Origin of the sequence: Streptomyces sp. NPDC018045, assembly GCF_044327445.1 — a bacterium.
In the GTDB taxonomy this organism is placed as follows: Bacteria; Actinomycetota; Actinomycetes; order Streptomycetales; family Streptomycetaceae; genus Streptomyces.
Map to the genome: position 1 here is coordinate 136,585 of NZ_JBIRFL010000009.1, position 19,204 is coordinate 155,788.

A 19,204-nucleotide genomic window follows, 5' to 3' on the forward strand; every position below is an offset into this window, starting at 1 on the left:
CGCCGCCCGCTCTCCGAGAAGGCGAACCGGCGGCGCACGAGTGTTGAGGGAGTGAATTGCGAAATTATCTCCGCCCGGCGCGGCCTGTCAAGATCTTCATTGTCCGTACTAGTCGAGCTGCTGGGCAGGCGAGGCGGGCCGCCGGTCGGCGCGTCGAGATAACCCGTTGAGCTGTCCTGTCAACGGGACAGGTGCCCGCCGGACCACTTTATGCGGTGGATTCTGTTCAGCCTTGACCGGCCGGTCGCACGACCCGGAGAGTGGGGAATGCCTGCGTCTGCTCCGAGTGGGCTTTTACGACGGACCGAGGGGACGGCCATTTTGCTTTCGTTCGGCGTGTCAGCAGCGCAGCAAGGGCTGTGGCTGGCCCAGAAAATGACACCAGAGGTTTCCAACAATCCGACCATGCTCTGGGATATCGCGGGGGAGGTCGACCTCGGTGTACTCGACGACGCGCTGCGCAGGGTGTTCGGCGAGACCGAAGCGGCCTTGGTCAACTTCCGGGAGGAAGCGGATGGCCTGCGTCAGGTGATCTCGTTCCCTGGGCGACTGGCGCCGTTCACTGCCGACGTCAGCGAGGAGGAGGACCCGGAAAGGGCGGCCCGCGCGCTACTGGCGGACCTGGTGCGCGAACCCTTCGACTTGGCCCGCGACACGCTCTTCAGGGTGGGGAGCGTCCGGCTCGCGCCCGCGCGCTGCCTCCTGGTCGTGATCTTTCACCACACCGTTGCCGATGGCTTCGGCGTGGTTTCCCTGCTGTCGCACCGGGTGGCCGAGGTCTACACGGCGCTCCACAACGGGCAGCCGGTGCCGCCGTCGCGGTTCGAGGGCCCGCAGGCGCTCTACGAAGCAGACCGGAACTACCGCGAATCTCCGCGGTTTGCCGAGGACGCGCAGTTCTGGAAGGACTACCTGGCGGACTCGCCGCCTCCTGCGCAGCTACCCCGCCCAGGCGTTGGAGCGTCCGGCGCGCTCGGCCGCGACTCCGGCGAGCGCGGCGAGTCGGCGGACATCTGGGCCGGACTGGCCGGTGCCATCGGGATGGCGAGCCGTGTGATTTCCGTGCCCGGAGCCGAAGCGGCGCAGTGGGAGCGTGCGGCCGCGAAGATCGGCGTACGGATGTCCACGTTCCTGGTCGCGGCCGCGGCCGTGTACCTCGGGCGCCGCTGCGGACTGTCGGACCCGTTGTTCTCACTCAGTGTCAAGAACCGGCGCGGAGCGCTGGGGCGCACCCCCGGCCTCACCTTGAACATCGTCCCGATTCGGGCCCGCGTCCCGCTGTCCTCCAGCTTCACCGACATCGCCGCGGCGGTGGGCGAGGACGTCCGGGTGCTCCTCGGCCACGCCGAATACCACATTTCCGATATCCAGCGCGGCGCGGGGGCGACCGGCTCGGGGCGCAGCTCGTTCGGCCCTCTGGTCAACGTGATGCCCTTCGTGAAGGCGCTGGATTTTGCGGGCAGCCAGGCGCACCTCCTCCTCGGATCGTGGGGCATCGTCGAGGACCTGGGAATCTCGACATACTACGACGGGCGCGAAGACGGCGACCTGCACATCCGCATGGACGCCCCGCCTGCCCTCCACACCGGGTCCGACCTGCTTCGGATGTGCGGCGATTTGGTGGAGTTCATCCGTGCCGCGGTGGACCGCCCCGACCTCCCCGTAGGCCGCCTGGAGGTGTTGCGGCCGGCTCACCGCGACCTGTTGGCCCGGCTCAACGACACCGCAACGCCCCACCCCGAGCTGACGATCCCCGACCTGGTGCGGCGCCAGGCGGAGGCCACACCCGACGCGGTCGCCGTATCCGCTGACGGCATTTCGCTGACGTACCGGGAACTGGAGGAACGCTCCGGAGGCCTCGCCGCCGAGCTGAGGCGCCGGGGCGTCGGTCCGGACAGCCTGGTGGCAGTGGTGCTGCCCCGGTCGCCGGAGTTGGTGACGGCACTGCTGGCGGTGCTCAAGGCAGGTGGCGCGTACGTACCGATCGACCCCGCCCACCCCGTCGAGCGGGTCGGGCTCATGATGTCGGACGCCCGCCCGGCCCTGGCGCTGACCCGTACCGAGCACGCCGGTGCCGTCCCCGAAAGCACCTGTCCTTCGGTGCTCCTGGACCGCCTGGGCCCGCTGTCGGACGCGGTGGCCGGCAGCGGCGGGCCCGTGGACCGGCTGGCGTACGTCATGTTCACCTCGGGCTCGACGGGCGCGCCGAAGGGCATCGGGGTGACACACCGGAACATGGTGGACTTCGTGCTGGACCGGGCCTGGAGTTCGGGCCACGAGCGGGTGCTGCTGCGCTCGCCGCACGCCTTCGACGCGTCGACGTACGAGCTGTGGGTGCCGCTGACGCACGGTGGCACCGTGGTCGTGGCTCCCCCCGGCGACCTCGACACCGCCACGCTCACCGGGATCCTCGCCGGCGGCCGGATCACCGCGGTCTGCCTGCCCGCGGCGCTGCTCAACCTCATCGTCGAGCACGACCCCGCGTGTCTGTCCGGGCTGACCCACGTGGTCACGGGCGGGGAACGCGCCTTGCCCGCGACCATCCGGCGTGCAGTGCGGGCCTGCCCCACGACCACCTTCGTGAACGTCTACGGGCCGACGGAGACGACCGTCGCCGCGACCTGCCATTCGGTCACGGCCGGTGACCCGGTCGGCGACGAGGTCCCCATCGGCCTCCCGACGGACAACACCCGGGCCCATGTGCTGGACGGGGCGCTGCGCAGGGTGCCGCCGGGCAGTGCCGGCGAGCTGTACCTGTCCGGCCCCGGGCTGGCCCGCGGGTACGTCGGCCGGCACGGGCTGACCGCGGAGCGGTTCGTCGCCTGCCCGTACGGGGAGGCGGGCGAGCGGATGTACCGCACCGGCGACATCGTGGCCCTGGCACCGTCGGGCAGGCTGGTCTTCCTCGGCCGAGCGGACGACCAGGTGAAGATTCGTGGGTTCCGCATCGAACCCGGGGAGATCGAGGCGGTGCTGGAGACCCACCCGGACGTCACTGCCGCCGGGGTCGTCGCCCGCGAGGACCCCGGCGCCGGAGGGGGAAGGCAACTGGTCGCCTACGCGGCACCGGCTGACTCCCTGACCGTTGGTGAAGTGCGTGAATTCCTGGCACGACGGGTGCCCGAATTCATGGTGCCCGCGGCCGTCGTCCTGCTGGACCGGCTGCCGGTCAGCCCCAACGGCAAGCTCGACCGTGCAGCGCTGCCCGACCCCGAGGCCGGCACCGAGACGTACCGGGCACCCCGGACGCCACGCGAAGAGGCCCTGGCCCGTATGTTCGCCGAGCTGACCGGGCTGGACCGGATCGGCATCGACGACAACTTCTTCCTGCTGGGCGGGCATTCGCTGCTCGCCGCCCGGCTGGTCAACCAGGTCCGCGCCGAGCTGGGGGCCGAAATCTCCATCGGCCAGGTTTTCGAGGCACCCACCGTCGCCGGCCTTGCGGAGCGGCTCGACACCGGCGCGCCGGTGCGCCCGCCCCTGGAGCCGATGCCGCGCCCGGACCCCGTGCCGCTGTCGTACGCGCAGCAGCGCCTGTGGTTCCTGCACCGGTTCGAGGGCCCGTCGGCCACCTATCACATCCCGGCCGTGTTCCGCCTGACCGGAGATCTGGACGTGGCGGCGCTCACCGCGGCGCTGGGTGATGTGGTCGCCCGGCACGAGGCGCTGCGGACCCTGATCGCCGAGGACGGGCAGGGCGTCCCGTACCAGCGGGTGGTTCCCGCTTCCGAGGCCGTGGTCGGTATGCCGGTCGTGCCCGTGTCACCCGCCGCGCTCACCGAAGCCGTGACCGCGTCGGCGGCCCGTCTCTTCGACCTGGCCCGCGACCTCCCTGTGCGGGCCGACCTGCTGCGCCTCTCCGACCGGGACCACGTGCTCGTGCTGGTGCTCCACCACATCGCGGGCGACGGCGAGTCCGTGGTGCCGCTGGGGCGGGACCTGGCGGCCGCGTACGCGTCCCGGCACGCGGGACACGCTCCCACCTGGCCGGAGCTGCCGGTGCAGTACATCGACTACACGCTGTGGCAACGCCGGTTGCTGGCGGAGAAACCCGGCGAGGAGAGCCTCCTGGCCCATCAATGCTCGTACTGGGAGAGAGAGTTGGCGGGCATCCCGCAACCGTTGCCGCTCCCGGTGGATCGTCCCCGGCCGCCGGTGGCCACCCATCGCGGCGACCTGCTCGACTTCACCGTCGGGCCGGAGCTGTCCGCCCAGGTGGACGAGCTCGCCCGCGAGCACGGCGTGACCGCCTCCATCGTGCTGCAGGCCGCCCTGGCCGTGCTGCTGTTCCAGATGGGCGGCGGTGACGACATCACCATCGGTTCGCCGATCGCGGGCCGTACCGACGAGGCGTCGGCGGATCTGATCGGGTTCTTCGTCAACACCTGGGTGCTGCGAGTGCGCGTGGCGGGGGACCTGCCGTTCGCACGGGTCCTTGAGCAGGTGCGTGACAAGGCGTTGGCGGCCTACGATCACCAGGAGGTGCCCTTCGACCGGCTGGTCGAGCTGATCAACCCGGACCGGTCACTGGCCCACCACCCGCTGTTCCAGGTGATGTTCGCCTGGCAGGACACCTTGCCGGGCTTCGAGCTCGCCGGCGTACGGGCGGAGTGGAGCGTGGCTTCCACCGGCACCGCGAAGTTCGACCTGCTGTTCAACCTGGGACCCGAGCCCGATGGGCAGGGCCTGCGGGGCGGGATCGAGTACGCCACCGACCTGTTCGACCGGGAGACCGTCGAGCGGATGGCCGGACGGTTCGTCCGGGCCCTGCGGCAGGTCGTGGGCGACCCCGCACGGCCGGTCGGTACCGTCGACGTGCTGGACGCCGGTGAGTGGAACCGGCTCACCGAGGGGCACACCGGAGCGGTGGCACCCGTCCCTGGCACAGCGGCTCCTGGGACGACACTCCCCGGGGAACTGGCGCGGCACGTGGCCGCGACACCGCACGCCGTCGCCGTGCTCGCCGACCGGACTGCCCTGACCTACCAGGAGCTCGACACCCGCGCCGGCCTCCTGGCCCGCGAGCTCACCCGGCAGGGCGTGGGTCCGGAGACGGTCGTGGCGGTCGCCCTGCCACGCTCAGCCGAGCTGGCCGTGGCGCTGCTGGCGGTGCTCAAGTCCGGCGGCGTCTACCTGCCGGTCGATCCTGAAGACACCAGTGCCCGCACGCAGTTCGTGCTGTCCGACGCGCGCCCACGGGTGATCCTCACCAACGAGGAGACCCTGGCGGTGCTGCCCCGCGGCGACCTGCCCCACCTCCTGATCACGGAGGAAGTCCGCCCCGAGGACGGTCACCCCGACGCCGTTCCGTGCCCGGCGCGGCCGGACGGACTGGCCTGTCTTCTGTACGTCTCCGGCCCGACGGGGCGGCCCGAGGGCGTCGCTCTCACCCACCGCAGCGTCCTGTCCCTGTTCACGGGGGCGCGGGCCCGGTGCGGTTTCGGCCCGGACGACGTATGGACCTGGAGTCACTCGCCCGCCTCCGACGTCTCGGTATGGGAGCTGTGGGGCGCCCTGCTGCACGGTGGCCGGGCCGTGGTCGTGCCGCGCGACGTGGCGAGGTCCCCGGAGGCGTTCTGGGATCTCGTTGTCTGCGACGGGGTCACGGTGCTCAGCATGGTGCCCTCCGGCTTCCACGAGCTGACCCGGTCCGCCCAGGCCTCCTTCGAGCACGGCCTGAGCTCGGCGTTGCGCTGGGTTTTCCTCGACGGCGAGGAGACCGATCCGACCGGGCTCCAGGGCTGGCACCCGAGCCGGCTGCCCGGCGCGCCCGCACTGGTGCACACCTACGGCAGCACCGAAACGACGGGGCAGGTCAGCCACCTCGACCTCACCGAGGCCCTTGCGGACCAGGACACCGTCGTACCGGCGGGATGGCTGATCGACGGCGCCCGGGCCCATGTGCTCGGCCCGGGCCTCACCCCGCTGCCCCCTGGCGCAGTGGGTGAGGTGTACGTGGCCGGACCGGGCGTCGCTCGTGGCTACCACGGCAGCCCGGGGCTGACCGCGCGGCGGTTCGTGCCCGATCCATACGGCCCGCCGGGCTCGCGCATGTACCGCACCGGCGACCTGGCGCGCTACGACCGGTCGGGAAGGATGGAATTCACCGGGCGGGCCGACGTCCAGGTGCGGATCGGCGGAGCGCGGATCGACCCCGCCGAGATCGAGGCCGCCCTGCTCGCCTGCCCGGGTGTCGCCCGGGCCGCGGTGGTCGCCAGAGCGGACCACCTCGGCGAGCAGCGGCTGGTGGCCTATGTCGCTCCCGTCGGACCCGCGGACACGGGCGGCGCGGTGAGCATCGGTGACGTCGATGTCGATCTGAACGCCGGCGTCACGGTGGGGGAGGTGCGGGCGTTCGTGGCACGGCGGCTGCCCGACTCCATGGTGCCCGCCGTGATCGTGGTGCTCGACAGCCTGCCTGTGACGGCGGCGGGGACGCTGGACCGGTCCGCCCTGCCCGAACCGGAACACACCGGCAGGACCTACCGGGTACCGTCGTCGGCGACGGAGACGGCCCTCGCACGGATCTACGCCGAAGTGCTCGGCCTGGACCGGGTCGGAGCCGATGACGACTTCTTCGCGGTGGGCGGCGAGAGCATCCGGTCCATCCAGGTGGCGGTCCGCGCGCGGGCTGCCGGGATCGAGATCACACCCCGGCAGGTGTTCGAGTGCCGGACCGTCACGCGGCTCGCCGAGGTGGCCGGAGTGGCCGCCGACGGCCGGGGCGCGGCCCTGGAAGAGCTCGACGGCGGTGCCCTGGGGTGGATGCCGCTGGCCCCCATCGCGCGGTACGTCCTCGGACTGGGCGGAAACTGCGATGCGTTCTGCCAGAGCACGGTGCTGGAACTGCCGGACGGCATCGACACGGTGGGCCTGTCGACGACCTTGACCGCGGTGCTGAACCACCACCCGGTGCTGCGGTCCCGGCTGGTGGTCGAACCCGAGGCCGGGCTCGTCGTCGGCGACCCTGTGGCCGTGGACGGCCTGATCCGCCGGATCACCTGGGACGGTGGCTGGTCCGGCGCCGACTGGGATCGCGTGCTGGCCCGAGAGCTGCGCGCTGCGGCGAACCTGTTGAAGCCGACGGCCGGGCATATGGCGCGGTTCGTCTGGTTCCGCTCTCCCCGGGGCCAGGGCCGGCTGCTGGTCGTCCTGCACCACTTGGTCGTCGACGGTGTGGCATGGCAGATCCTGAGCTCGGACTTGGCCACGGCGTGGCGACAGGTGAGCAAGGGGCATGCCGTCGAGCTGCCGCCGCAGACCACATCCGTACGGCGCTGGGCGCACGCCCTGACCGAAGAGGCCCACCGGCCCGGCCGGGAGGCGGAAAGCGCGCTGTGGAAGGGCGTACTGTCCGGCACCGATCCGCTGCTGGGAACGCGTCCGCTGGACCCCGCGATCGACCTCATGTCCACCGGGGACAGCGTCCGGGTCGAGCTGTCCGCCGAAGTGACCCGGCTCCTGGTCACCAGCTTGCCCGCGGCCTTCCGCTGTGGTGCCAACGACGGGCTGCTCGCCGCGCTGGCCGTCGCGGTCCGGCAGTGGCGGGCGGACGACGACCCCTCGGTCCTGATCCGCCTCGAAGGCCACGGCCGCGAGGAACAGGTGGTTCCGGGCGCCGACGTGTCCCGCACGGTCGGCTGGTTCACCAGCATGTTCCCTGTTCGGCTCGACGCCGGCGCCCACGACCCCGACGAGGTCCGTTCCGGCGGCCCGGCGGCCGGTGACCTGATGAAGTCCGTCAAGGAACAGCTGCTCGCGACCCCCGACAAGGGCATCGGATACGGCTTGCTGCGCTACATGAACCACCGGACACGGGCGGAACTGGACCCGTACCCGGCCGGGCAGATCACGTTCAACTACCTCGGCGGGTTCTCCGCCGCAGACCTGCCCGAGGTGGTGCGTGGCCTGGGGTGGGCACCCGCTCCCGAAGCGGGCGGCATCATGGCGCCGCCGGCAGCGGACCAGCCGATGATGTCCGCGCTGGATGTGACCGCCTGCGTCACCGGCGACGGCGGCGCCCGGCGCCTGAGCGCCACTTTCACCTTCGCCACCGGTGTCCTCGCTCGCGACCGGGTACGGGAGCTGGCGCACGCATGGCAGGCCGCGCTGGAAGGACTCGCGCGCCACGCGGCCTCGCCCGGCGCCGGCGGACTCACGCCGTCGGACGTGTCGCTGGTCGCGGTGGGCCAGCGCGAAATCGACCGGTGGGAGGCCCGCCACCCGGGGCTCTCCGACATCTGGCCGCTGACCCCGCTCCAGTCGGGGCTGCTCTTCCACGCCTCGCTGGCCGGCCCGTCGTTCGATGCCTACCAGGTCCAGCTGGTCTTCCACCTGGCGGGACAGGTCGACCCCGAACGGATGCGGGCGGCCGGTCAGGCGCTGCTGGACCGGCACGCCGGCTTGCGGGCCGGGTTCGTCAGCGCCGCGAACGGCGAGCCGGTGCAGATCGTGGTCGACGGGATCACCTTGCCCTGGCAGGACATCGACGTGCGCGGCCTGCCGGCCCCCGAACGCGACGAGGCGTTCGGGCGGTTCCTGGCCGAGGACCTCGCGAGCCACTTCGCGCTGGACACGCCGCCCCTGCTGCGGCTGACCCTGATCCGCACCGGACCCGACCGCGCCGAACTCGTACTCACCTCACACCATGTGCTGTTCGACGGCTGGTCCCTGCCGATCCTCATGAAGGAGCTGCTGCACCTCTACGCCACCGGGGGCGACCCCTCGGCACTGCCACGGCACCGCGACTACGGACTGTTCCTGGAGTGGCTGGCCCGCCAGGACCGCGACGAGGCCGAGGACGTCTGGGCCGAAGAGCTGGACGGGGTCGAGGAGCCGACGCTGCTCGTCGCGCGTACGGCGTCCGGCCCGGCGGTGCCCGAGGCAACGGCGTCCGGAGCACCGGAGGCCGTACCGGCCACGGCCGAGATCGGACACATGGACGTCCCCCTGTCCGCAGCGGACTCCCGGGAGCTGTCCCGCCGCGCCGCCGAACTGGGCGTCACGGTCAACACGGTCCTGCAAGGCGCCTGGGGGCTGCTTCTCTCCATGCTGACCGGGCAACAGGACGTGGTGTTCGGCGCCACGGTCTCCGGCCGGCCTCCCGCCGTCGCGGGAGCCGACGCGATGGTGGGGATGTTCGTCAACACCGTGCCCGTACGCGTAGGGTGCGCACCGTCCGACACCGTGGCCGGGCTGCTGTCCCGGCTTCAGGACCGGCAGGCCGCTCTGCTGGAGCACCACCACTACGGGCTCACCGACATCCACCGGCTGACGGGACTGGACACCCTCTTCGACACGCTGGTCGCCTTCGAGTCCTACCCCATGGACCGGGTCGGAATCAGCGAGGCCAACGCCGCGGCCGGCATCGAGGTCACCGGCATCCGCCCGTTCACCGTCACCCATTATCCGCTGACCGTGATGGCCGCCGCCGATCCGCACCTGCGCCTGTCCTTGCAGTACCGGCAGAGTCTCTTCCAGCGGGAAGCGGCCGAGGCCATCGCGGCCCGGTTCGCCCGCGTGCTGCGATTCTTCACCGGCGCGGCGGACCGACCGGTCGCCGAGGCGGACGTGCTGGCGCCCGGGGAGCGAGAGCGCCTGCTGCACGCGTACAACGACACCGTCACGCCCGTCCCTGCCGTGACGCTCCCCGATCTCTTCGCACGGCAGGTCGCGCAGACCCCCGCGGCCGTCGCGGTCGTGGACGAGACGACGACGCTGACGTACCGGCAACTCGACGCCCGGGCCAACCGACTGGCACACGGCCTGATCGAGCACGGCGTGCGGCCCGAAGACGTCGTGGCCGTGGCCTTGTCCCGCTCGGCGGACCTGGTCGTGGCGATTCTGGCGGTGCTGAAGGCGGGCGGCAGCTACCTGCCCGTCGACCCCGAATTCCCGGGCACACGGCTGGACTTCGTCCTCAATGACGCCCGACCGCGGCTGATCCTCACCGACGCCTCCACAGCGGCGGTCCTACCGTGCCCCGGCATCCCCCGGGCCCGGCCCGACGAACTCGCCGTGACCACGGCCACCGATCCGGCACACCACGCACGGCCGGACAACCCGGCCTACCTCATGTACACCTCCGGCTCGACCGGGACACCCAAGGGCGTCGTGATCACCCACGGCAACGTGGTCAACGGCGTGGCGCAGATGGTGGACCGGCTGGGTGTGCCCGCGGGGTGGCGGATGCTCGCCGGAACGTCGATCGGTTTCGACGTATCGGTCTTCGAGATGTTCACGACGCTGACCACCGGCGGCACCGTCGAGGTGGTCCGCGACGTCCTGGTGCTCGGCGAGCGGGAGAGCTGGGCGGGCGGCGTGCTCAGCACCGTCCCCTCGGCCTTCGCCGAACTGGCGGACAGGCTGCCCGGCCGGGTGAGCGCCGACGCCGTCGTCTTCGCGGGCGAGGCGCTGCCCGCCGGGCTCGTGCCGCAGGCCCGGCAGGCGCTCCCGGGAACACGGGTGATCAACGCCTACGGGCAGAGCGAGACCTTCTACGCCACCGCGTTCACCGTGCCCGCCCATCAGGACGGGCCGCCGACCGGCTCCGTGCCGATCGGCACGCCGCTGGGCAATGTGCGCGTGTACGTGCTCGGCCCCACGCTGGCGCCGGTTCCCGAGGGCGTGACGGGCGAGCTGTACGTCGCCGGGGCGAGCACGGGCCGGGGCTATCACGGCCGCGCCGGACTGACCGCGCAGCGATTCGTACCGGACCCGTACGGCCCTCCGGGGGCGCGGATGTACCGCACCGGCGACCTCGGCCGCTGGAACGGTGACGGCGAGCTGGAGTATGCCGGTCGCGCCGACGCGCAGGTCAAGGTCCGTGGCTACCGGATCGAGCCCGCCGAGGCCGAGGCCGCGCTCGCCGCGCATCCGGCAGTCGGGCAGGCCGTCGTCGTCCCCCGCACGACGGGTGGCACCGTGCGGCTGGTGGCGTACGTGGTGCTCGGCGCCCCGGCGTCCGCCGACGAGCTGCGGGCGTTCGTCGCGGCGCGGCTGCCCGCGTTCATGGTGCCCTCGGGCGTCGTCGTCCTGGACCGGTTCCCGCTGACCCCCAGTGGGAAGCTGGACCGCCGGGCCCTTCCGGAGCCGGAGTTCGCCGGCACCGTCTACCGGGCCCCGCGGACCCGGAGGGAAGAGGCCCTGGCGGAGCTGTTCGCCGAGGTGCTCGGCGTCGACCGGGTCGGCGTCGACGACGATTTCTTCGCACGGGGCGGGCATTCGCTGCTCGCCACCCGGCTGGTCGGCCGTATCCGGGCGGAGCTGGACACCGAGGTCCCGATCCGGTCTGTCCTGGAGGCACCGACGGTCGCACGGCTGGCGGCCCGGCTCGTGGCGGGGGAACGGCTACGGCGGCCTGCCTTGACGCGGGTGGAACGCCCCGAGCGGATCCCCCTGTCGTTCGCGCAGCGGCGGCTGTGGTTCATCGACCGGTTCGAGGGTCCGTCTGCCACCTACAACCTGCCGCTGGCGGTGCGGCTCCACGGCGAGCTGAACGTGGCGGCACTGCGCGACGCGCTGCTCGACCTGCTGGGCCGGCACGAGAGCCTGCGGACGCTGGTCGCCGAGGACGAGCACGGTGTCGCGTACCAGCGGGTGCTGCCCGCCGGCCAGGTGCCACTGGATCTGCCGGTTCTCTTGGTCACCGAAGACGAGGTGCCCGGCACGGTCGCCGGACTCGTCACCGAGGCATTCGACGTGTACGTGGATGTCCCCTTGCGTGCGCGGCTGCTTCGCCGCGCCGCGGACGAGCACGTCCTCGTGCTGGTGATTCACCACATCGCCGCCGACGGCGGCTCGGCCGCCGCGCTCACCCGCGACCTGTCGGCCGCCTATGCGGCGCGGTGCGAGGGGCGGCCGCCTCAGTGGGAAGACCTGCCGGTGCAGTACGCCGACTACACGCTCTGGCAGTCGCGGCTGCTGGGTGAGGAGAGCGATCCCGGAAGCATCCTGGCCCAGCAGACCGACTACTGGCGGCGGGAACTCGCCGACGTACCGGCCCCGTTGGCCCTGCCCACCGACCGGCCCCGGCCGCCGGCGGCCAGTCACCGTGGCGGCCGGGTCGGCTTCACCATCGATCCCGGCGTGATGGCCGGGGTGGCGGAGCTGGCGCGCGGCGGTGAGGCGACGGCTTCCATGGTGCTGCAGGCCGCGCTGGCCGTACTGGTGCACCACCTGGGCGGTGGCGACGACGTCACCATCGGTTCGCCCATCGCGGGCCGTACCGACGAGGCGCTGGCGGACCTGGTGGGCTTCTTCGTCAACACCTGGGTCCTGCGGGTGGGGCTGTCCGGGAATCCGTCCTTCGCGCAGCTGCTGGACCAGGTGCGCGACAAGGCGACGACGGCGTACGACAACCAGGACGCGCCGTTCGAGCGCCTGGTGGAGCTGATCAACCCCGAGCGGTCCACCGCCTACCACCCGCTGTTCCAGATCATGTTCGCCTGGCAGAACACCGCCCCGCTCGACCTGGACCTGCGCGGACTGCGGATCGAGGAGGAACCGGTCCCGGCCGCCACCGCCAAGTTCGACCTGCTCGTCAACCTCACCCCCGACCCGGTCGGCGGTGGTGCCCTCGGCGTCTTCGAGTACGCCACGGACCTGTTCGACCAGGAGACCGTGGAGCGGCTCGCCGACCGGTTCGTCCAGGTGCTGCGCCAGGTCGTCGACGACCCCGCCGTTCGGGTCGGCTCCGTCGACATCCTGGGCGAGGGCGAACGGGGCCGGCTGGTACGGGACGTCAACGACACCGCGGTGCCGCTGCCCGCGCTGACCGTGGTGGACCTGTTCGACCGGCAGGCCGCCGGAACGCCGGACGCTGTCGCGGTGGTGTGCGGCGACATGGAGCTGACCTACCGGGAACTGGCCGCGCGAGCCGGGTGCCTGGCCCAGGCTCTCGGGAGGGCGGGGATCGGGCCCGAGTCGCTGGTGGCCGTCGCGCTGCCACGCACCACCGACCTGGTGGCCGCCCTGCTGGCCGTCCTCATGACCGGCGGCGCCTACCTGCCGATCGACCCGGCGTACCCCAGCGGCCGGCTGGGGCATGTGCTGGCCGATGCCCGTCCGCGGCTGCTCCTGACCGACCCCGCCACCGAGGAAGTGCTGCCGCACGACGACACTCCCCGCCGCTACCTGGACGACCTGTACGGTGAGCCCGACCGCCCCCGGGCGGCCGTGAACCCGCAGAACCTGGCGTACCTGATGTACACCTCCGGGTCGACCGGTACGCCCAAGGGAGTGGGCATCACCCACGAAAGCGTCACCAACGGCGTACTGGCACTGATCCAGGCGACCGGTGTGACGCGGACGACCCGCATGCTGGCGGGCGCCTCGGTCAACTTCGACGTTTCGCTGTTCGAGCTGTTCACCACCCTGTGCGCGGGCGGCACCGTCGAGCTGGTACGGGATGTGCTGGTGCTCGACGAACGGGGCGGCTGGAGCGGCGGAGTGGTGAGCACGGTCCCGTCGGTCTTCGCCGATCTGGTCGAGCGGATCGCCGACCGGATCACCGTGGACACGGTGGTGTTCGCCGGTGAGGCGCTGCGTTCCGGGCTGGTGCGGCGAGTACGCGCCGCACTCCCCGGCGTCCGCTTGATCAACGCCTACGGGCAGAGCGAGTCCTTCTACGCCGCCGCCTTCGAAGTGCCCGCGCACGAAGCGGAGTGGGACACGGACACCGTGCCGGTCGGGCGTCCACTGGCCAACATGCGCATGTACGTGCTCGGCGCCGGGCTGGCCCCCGTGCCCACGGGCGTGGTCGGCGAGCTGTACGTCTCCGGGCCGGTCGGCCGTGGCTACCACGGCCGACCCGGACCGACCGCCGAGCGGTTCGTGCCGGACCCCTTCGGCCCGGAGGGGGCGCGGATGTACCGCACCGGCGACCTCGCGCGGTGGAACCGGGCCGGCCAACTGGAGTACGCCGGCCGGGCGGACGCGCAGGTCAAGGTGCGCGGGTTCCGGATCGAACCCGGCGAGGTCGAGGCAGCCCTGACGGCGTACCCCGGAGTGGCCCAGGCCGCGGTGATCGCCACGGAGAGCGGGACCGGCGGCAAGCATCTGGTGGGCTACGTGGTCCCGGCCGGGGCCGCGTCCGCCGGCAGCGTCGACCTGACAGCCGGTGTGTCGGCAGGGGAACTGCGCGGCTTCGTCGCAGCTCGGCTGCCCGACTACATGGTGCCCGCGGCGTTCGTCGTGCTGGACCGGCTGCCCCTGACCGCGAACGGGAAGCTGGACCGGGCCGCCCTGCCCGAGCCGGAGTTCACCGGTACCACCTACCGTGCGCCCGCATCGGCCCAGGAACAGATCCTGGCCGAGGTGTACGCCGAGGTGCTCGGCCTGGCCGAGGTCGGGATCGACGACGACTTCTTCGCCATCGGCGGCGACAGCATTCGTTCGATCCAGGTGGTGACCCGCGCCAGGGCCAAGGGAGTGGACATCACGCCCCGGCAGGTCTTCGAATGCCGGACGGTGGCCGGGCTGGCCGAGTCCGCGTCGGTGAACGGGACACCGAGCGCAGGTCGGGGCCTGCCGGAGCTGGACGGCGGCGGCACCGGTTGGATGCCGCACCTGCCCGCCGCGCGGCATCTGCTCGAACTCAGTGGCGGCCGGGACCGATTCTCGATGGCGATGGCTCTCGACCTGCCGAAGGGCATCGACTGGGACGGGCTGCTGGCGACGGTGTCCGCGGTCGTCGACCGCCACGACGTACTCCGGTCCCGCCTGGTGACCGAGCCAGGGGAGGGCCTGGTCGTGAGCGCGCCGGGCTCGGTGGGCGTCGCCCTGCGGGTGAGGGTCGCCGACTGGGAACCGGCTGATGTGTGGGAGCGACGGGTGGCTGAGGAGCTGGATGCGGCCGCCGGTCGGCTCGACCCGGCCGCCGGTGTCATGGCGCAGTTCGTCTGGCTCCGGCACGACGCGGGCCCCGGCTGGCTGCTGGTGGCGCTGCACCACCTGGTGGTCGACGGGGTGTCGTGGAGAATCCTGCTCCCGGACTTCGCCGCCGCCTGGGAGCGGGTGTGCGACGGACGGACGGCCCTCCTGCCCGGGGTGGCGACCTCGGCGCGGCGGTGGTCCCACGCACTGGTGGAAGAGGCGAACCGCCCCGGCCGGGAGGCCGAACTGCCGGTGTGGCGAGCTCAGCTCGGCGGGCCGGACCCGGTGATCGGCTCCCGGCGGCTGGAGCCCGCAGTGGACGTGACGTCCACGGTGGACACCGTACGGGCCGACATGCCAGTGCCGACGACCGAAGCCCTGCTGACCACGGTCCCCGCGGCCTTCCACGGCGGAGTCAACGACGGCCTGCTCGCGGCGCTGGCGCTCGCCGTCACGCAATGGCGTGGGACCGAGGACACCTCGGTCCTGCTGCGGATCGAAGGGCACGGCCGGGAGGAGCAGGTGGTCCCGGGCGCCGACCTTTCCCGCACGCTGGGATGGTTCACCAGCATGTTCCCGGTCCGCCTGGAAGTGGGCGGGACCGACGCCGAGGAGGTCTTCGGCGGCGGCGAGGGGGCGGCCACGCTCGTCAAGTCCGTCAAGGAACAGCTGCTGGCGATCCCGGACAAGGGGATCGGTTACGGACTCCTGCGCTACCTCAACCCGCGGACCGGGCCCGAACTCGCGGCCTGCCCGCAGCCGCAGATCGGGTTCAACTACCTCGGTCAGTTCACCTCGTCCGACATGCCCGAGACGGTGGGCGGCCCGGGCTGGAGCGCTGTGCCCGGGATCGGCGCGCCCACGCCCGACGCGGACATGCCGGTGATGTCCGCCCTCGAAGTGAGCGCGGTCGTCATCGACACCGGCCAGGGACCGCAGTTGTCCATGGTGTTCACCTTCCCCACCGGGGTGCTCTCCAGCGGAGAGGTACGCCGGCTGGCGGACCTGTGGTGCGCCGCGCTGGAGGGACTGGCCCGGCATGTCGCCCGGCCCGGAGCCGGTGGGCTCACTCCGTCCGATCTGCCACTGGTGTCGGTCAGCCAGTACGACATCGACCAGTGGGAGGAGCGGTACCCGGGCGTGGCCGACGTCTGGCCGCTGAGTGCCATGCAGTCCGGCATGCTCTTCCACAGCATGCTGGCCGACACCGTGTCCGACCCGTATCACATGCAATTGGTGTTCCACCTGGTCGGCCCGGTGGATCCGGCGCGGATGCGGGCGGCGGGGCAGGCCCTGCTGGATCGGTTCGCCGCCTTGCGGACCGCGTTCGTCACGGATGCGTCCGGGCACGCGGTGCAGCTGGTGCTGGAGGGCCTGGAACTGCCGTGGCGGCAGCTCGACCTGAGTGAGCCGGCCGAGGACGAACGCCAGGAGGCGTTCGAGCGGCTGCTGGCCGAGGACCGGATGGCCCACTTCGATCCGGCCGTCCCCCCGCTGCTGCGGATGACCTGGGTCGGTATGGGCCCCGACCGCTCGGAGCTGGTCCTCACCGCGAACCACGCCCTGTTCGACGGATGGTCGCTGCCGCTGCTGATGCAGGATCTGCTGCGGCTCTACGGCACGCGCGCGGACACCTCGGTGCTGCCACGCACCCGCAGCTACCGGGACTTCCTCGCGTGGCTGGCGCAGCGGAACCACGAGGAGTCGGCGCGGGCCTGGGCGGAGGAACTCGCCGGCCTCCAAGAGCCGACGACGCTGGTTCCCGATGCCCGCCCGGGGGTGACACAGAAGGGGACCGGGCAGGTCGAGGTCGCCCTGCCACCGGACGTGGCCAGGGAACTGTCCCGGCGTGCTGCCGAGCTGGGCATCACGCTCAACACCGTGGTGCAGGGTGCCTGGGCGATCGTGCTGGGACAGCTGACAGGACGCCAGGACCTGGTGTTCGGTGCCACTGTGTCCGGCCGTCCCCCCGCTGTGGCGGACGCCGACTCCATGGTCGGTCTGTTCATCAACACCGTTCCGGTACGCGTGCGGTGCGCACCCCAGGACACCTTGGCCGGACTGCTGACCGGCCTCCAGGCCCGGCAGGCCGCTCTGCTGGACCACCATTCCCACAGGCTGACCGACATCCAGGAAGCGGCCGGGCTGGGTAACCTCTTCGACACCCTCGTCGTCTTCGAGTCCTTTCCGGTCGACCGCGTCGGACTCACCGACGCGCACACCTCCGCGGGCATCGCCATCACGGGCATCCGCCCGCTGACCGGTACCCACTACCCGTTGATGGTGGCGGCCGACGCTTCTCCCTACCTGCGGGTGGGACTCCAGTACCAGGACACCTGGTTCGACCGGGACGCCGCGCAGGACATCGCGGCCCGCCTCGGGCGAGTGCTGCGGCACCTGGCGGCGGACCCCAGCCTGCCGGTCCGGCTGGTGGACACGCTGGGGCAGGCCGAACGCCACCGGCTGCTGCACGAGGTCAACGACACGGGGGAGCCGGTACCGGCACTGACCGTTCCCGCACTGTTCGAGCGGCAGGCCGCCGCCACACCCGACGCCGTCGCCGTGGTCTTCGACGGAGCGACGTCGACCTACCGGGAGGTGAACACGCGGGCGAACCGGCTGGCGCACCGGCTCATCGAGCACGGTGTCGGCCCGGAGCGGCGGGTGGCGCTGCTGCTGCCCCGGTCGGCGGAACTGGTGGTGGCGATGCTGGCGGTGCTGAAGGCCGGCGGCGCATACATGCCCGTCGACCCGGCCTATCCAGCGGACCGGGTGCGGCTGATGCTCACCGATGCCGCGCCGGTGGCCGCACTGACCGACCGGGCCACTGCGGGCAAGGTCCCCACGACGGCGGTACCGCGGCTGCTGATCGAGGAGGAGCTGCTCGATGCCGGGACAGGCGGAGATGCGGCCCCGGATCCCACCGACGCCCACCGCACCGGCGCCCTGCGTCCCGGCAACCTGGCTTACGTGATCTACACCTCCGGATCCACCGGCATGCCCAAGGGTGTCGCCATGACGCACGCCAACATGGTCAACAGCGTCAGCACGATGGCGTCCCTGCTCGGGCCGGGCGCCGCCCCACGGGTACTGGCCAGCACCTCGATCGCATTCGACGTCTCGGTTTTCGAGGTCTTCGTCGCCCTGTGCACCGGCGGCAGCGTGGAGGTGGTCCGCGACATCCTGGCGCTCGGCGAACGCGAGGCGTGGTCGGGCGGCGTACTGTCCGGTGTGCCCTCCGCTTTCGACGAGCTGCTGCACCATCTCGGCACCACGGTCACCGCTGAGACCGTCGTCTTCGCCGGTGAGCCGCTGACCCAGGTGGTCGTCGACCGCACGCGGGCCGCGCTGCCCGGCGTCCGGATCGTCAACGGATACGGGCCCACCGAAACGTTCTACGCGTCGGCGTACACCGTCCCGGACACCGGCGGCACCCAAGGCTCCGGCTCGGTGCCGATCGGCGGTCCGCTGGGCAACGTCCGGATGTACGTGCTGGACGGGTGGTTACGACCGGTTCCGCCCGGAGTGGCGGGTGAGCTGTACACGGCGGGCGACGGACTGGCCCGGGGGTACCTCGGCCGGCCGGCGCTGACCGCGACGCGGTTCGTGCCCGACCCCTTCGGTACAGGACCGGGCGGCGGCCGGCTCTACCGCACCGGTGACCGGGTGCGGTGGACCCCGGCCGGGGTGCTGGAGTACCTGGGGCGCGCCGACGACCAGGTGAAGGTGCGAGGCTTCCGCATCGAGCCGGGTGAGATCGAGGCCGTCCTGGCATCCCACCCGGGGGTGTCACAGGCGGTGGTGGTCGCCCGAGACCTCGCGATGGGCGGCGGCAAGCATCTGGGCGGGTATGTCGTACCGGTCCGGTCCGCTGCACCCGTCGAAGGCGCCGAGCCAATGGACGGTGCCGCGGTACGGCGTTTCGCCGCCGAGCGGCTGCCGGACTTCATGGTGCCCGCGGTGGTGACGGTGATCGACGCGCTGCCGTTGACCCCCAACGGGAAGCTGGACCGGCAGGCGCTGCCGGACCCGCAGTTCGACGCGGTGCACGAGTACCGCCCGCCGCGCACCACACGGGAACAGGCCCTCGCGGAGCTGTTCGCCGAGGTCCTCGGCGTGGACCGGGTCGGCATCGACGACGACTTCTTCCTGCTGGGCGGGCACTCGCTGCTCGCCACCCGGCTGATCGCCCGGATCCGCGCCGCACTGGGCGTGGAAGTGCCGATCCGGCTGGTATTCGAGTCCCCGACGGTCGCCGGGCTGACGGCCAAGTGGACGGACATGGCTGCCTCCCGCAGGCCGCGCCTGCGCAGGATGACCGAGGAGTGAC

At 72.0% G+C, this 19,204-nt stretch carries 1 protein-coding gene; it reads left to right on the forward strand.

The features are described from left to right. Positions 1 to 267: 267 nt before the first annotated feature. The gene (locus ACH4EB_RS22050; protein ID WP_398349246.1) at positions 268 to 19,203 is read left to right on the forward strand and encodes an amino acid adenylation domain-containing protein; all 18,936 of its coding nucleotides are present in this window, start codon (positions 268 to 270) and stop codon (positions 19,201 to 19,203) included. Position 19,204 lies beyond the last annotated feature (1 nt).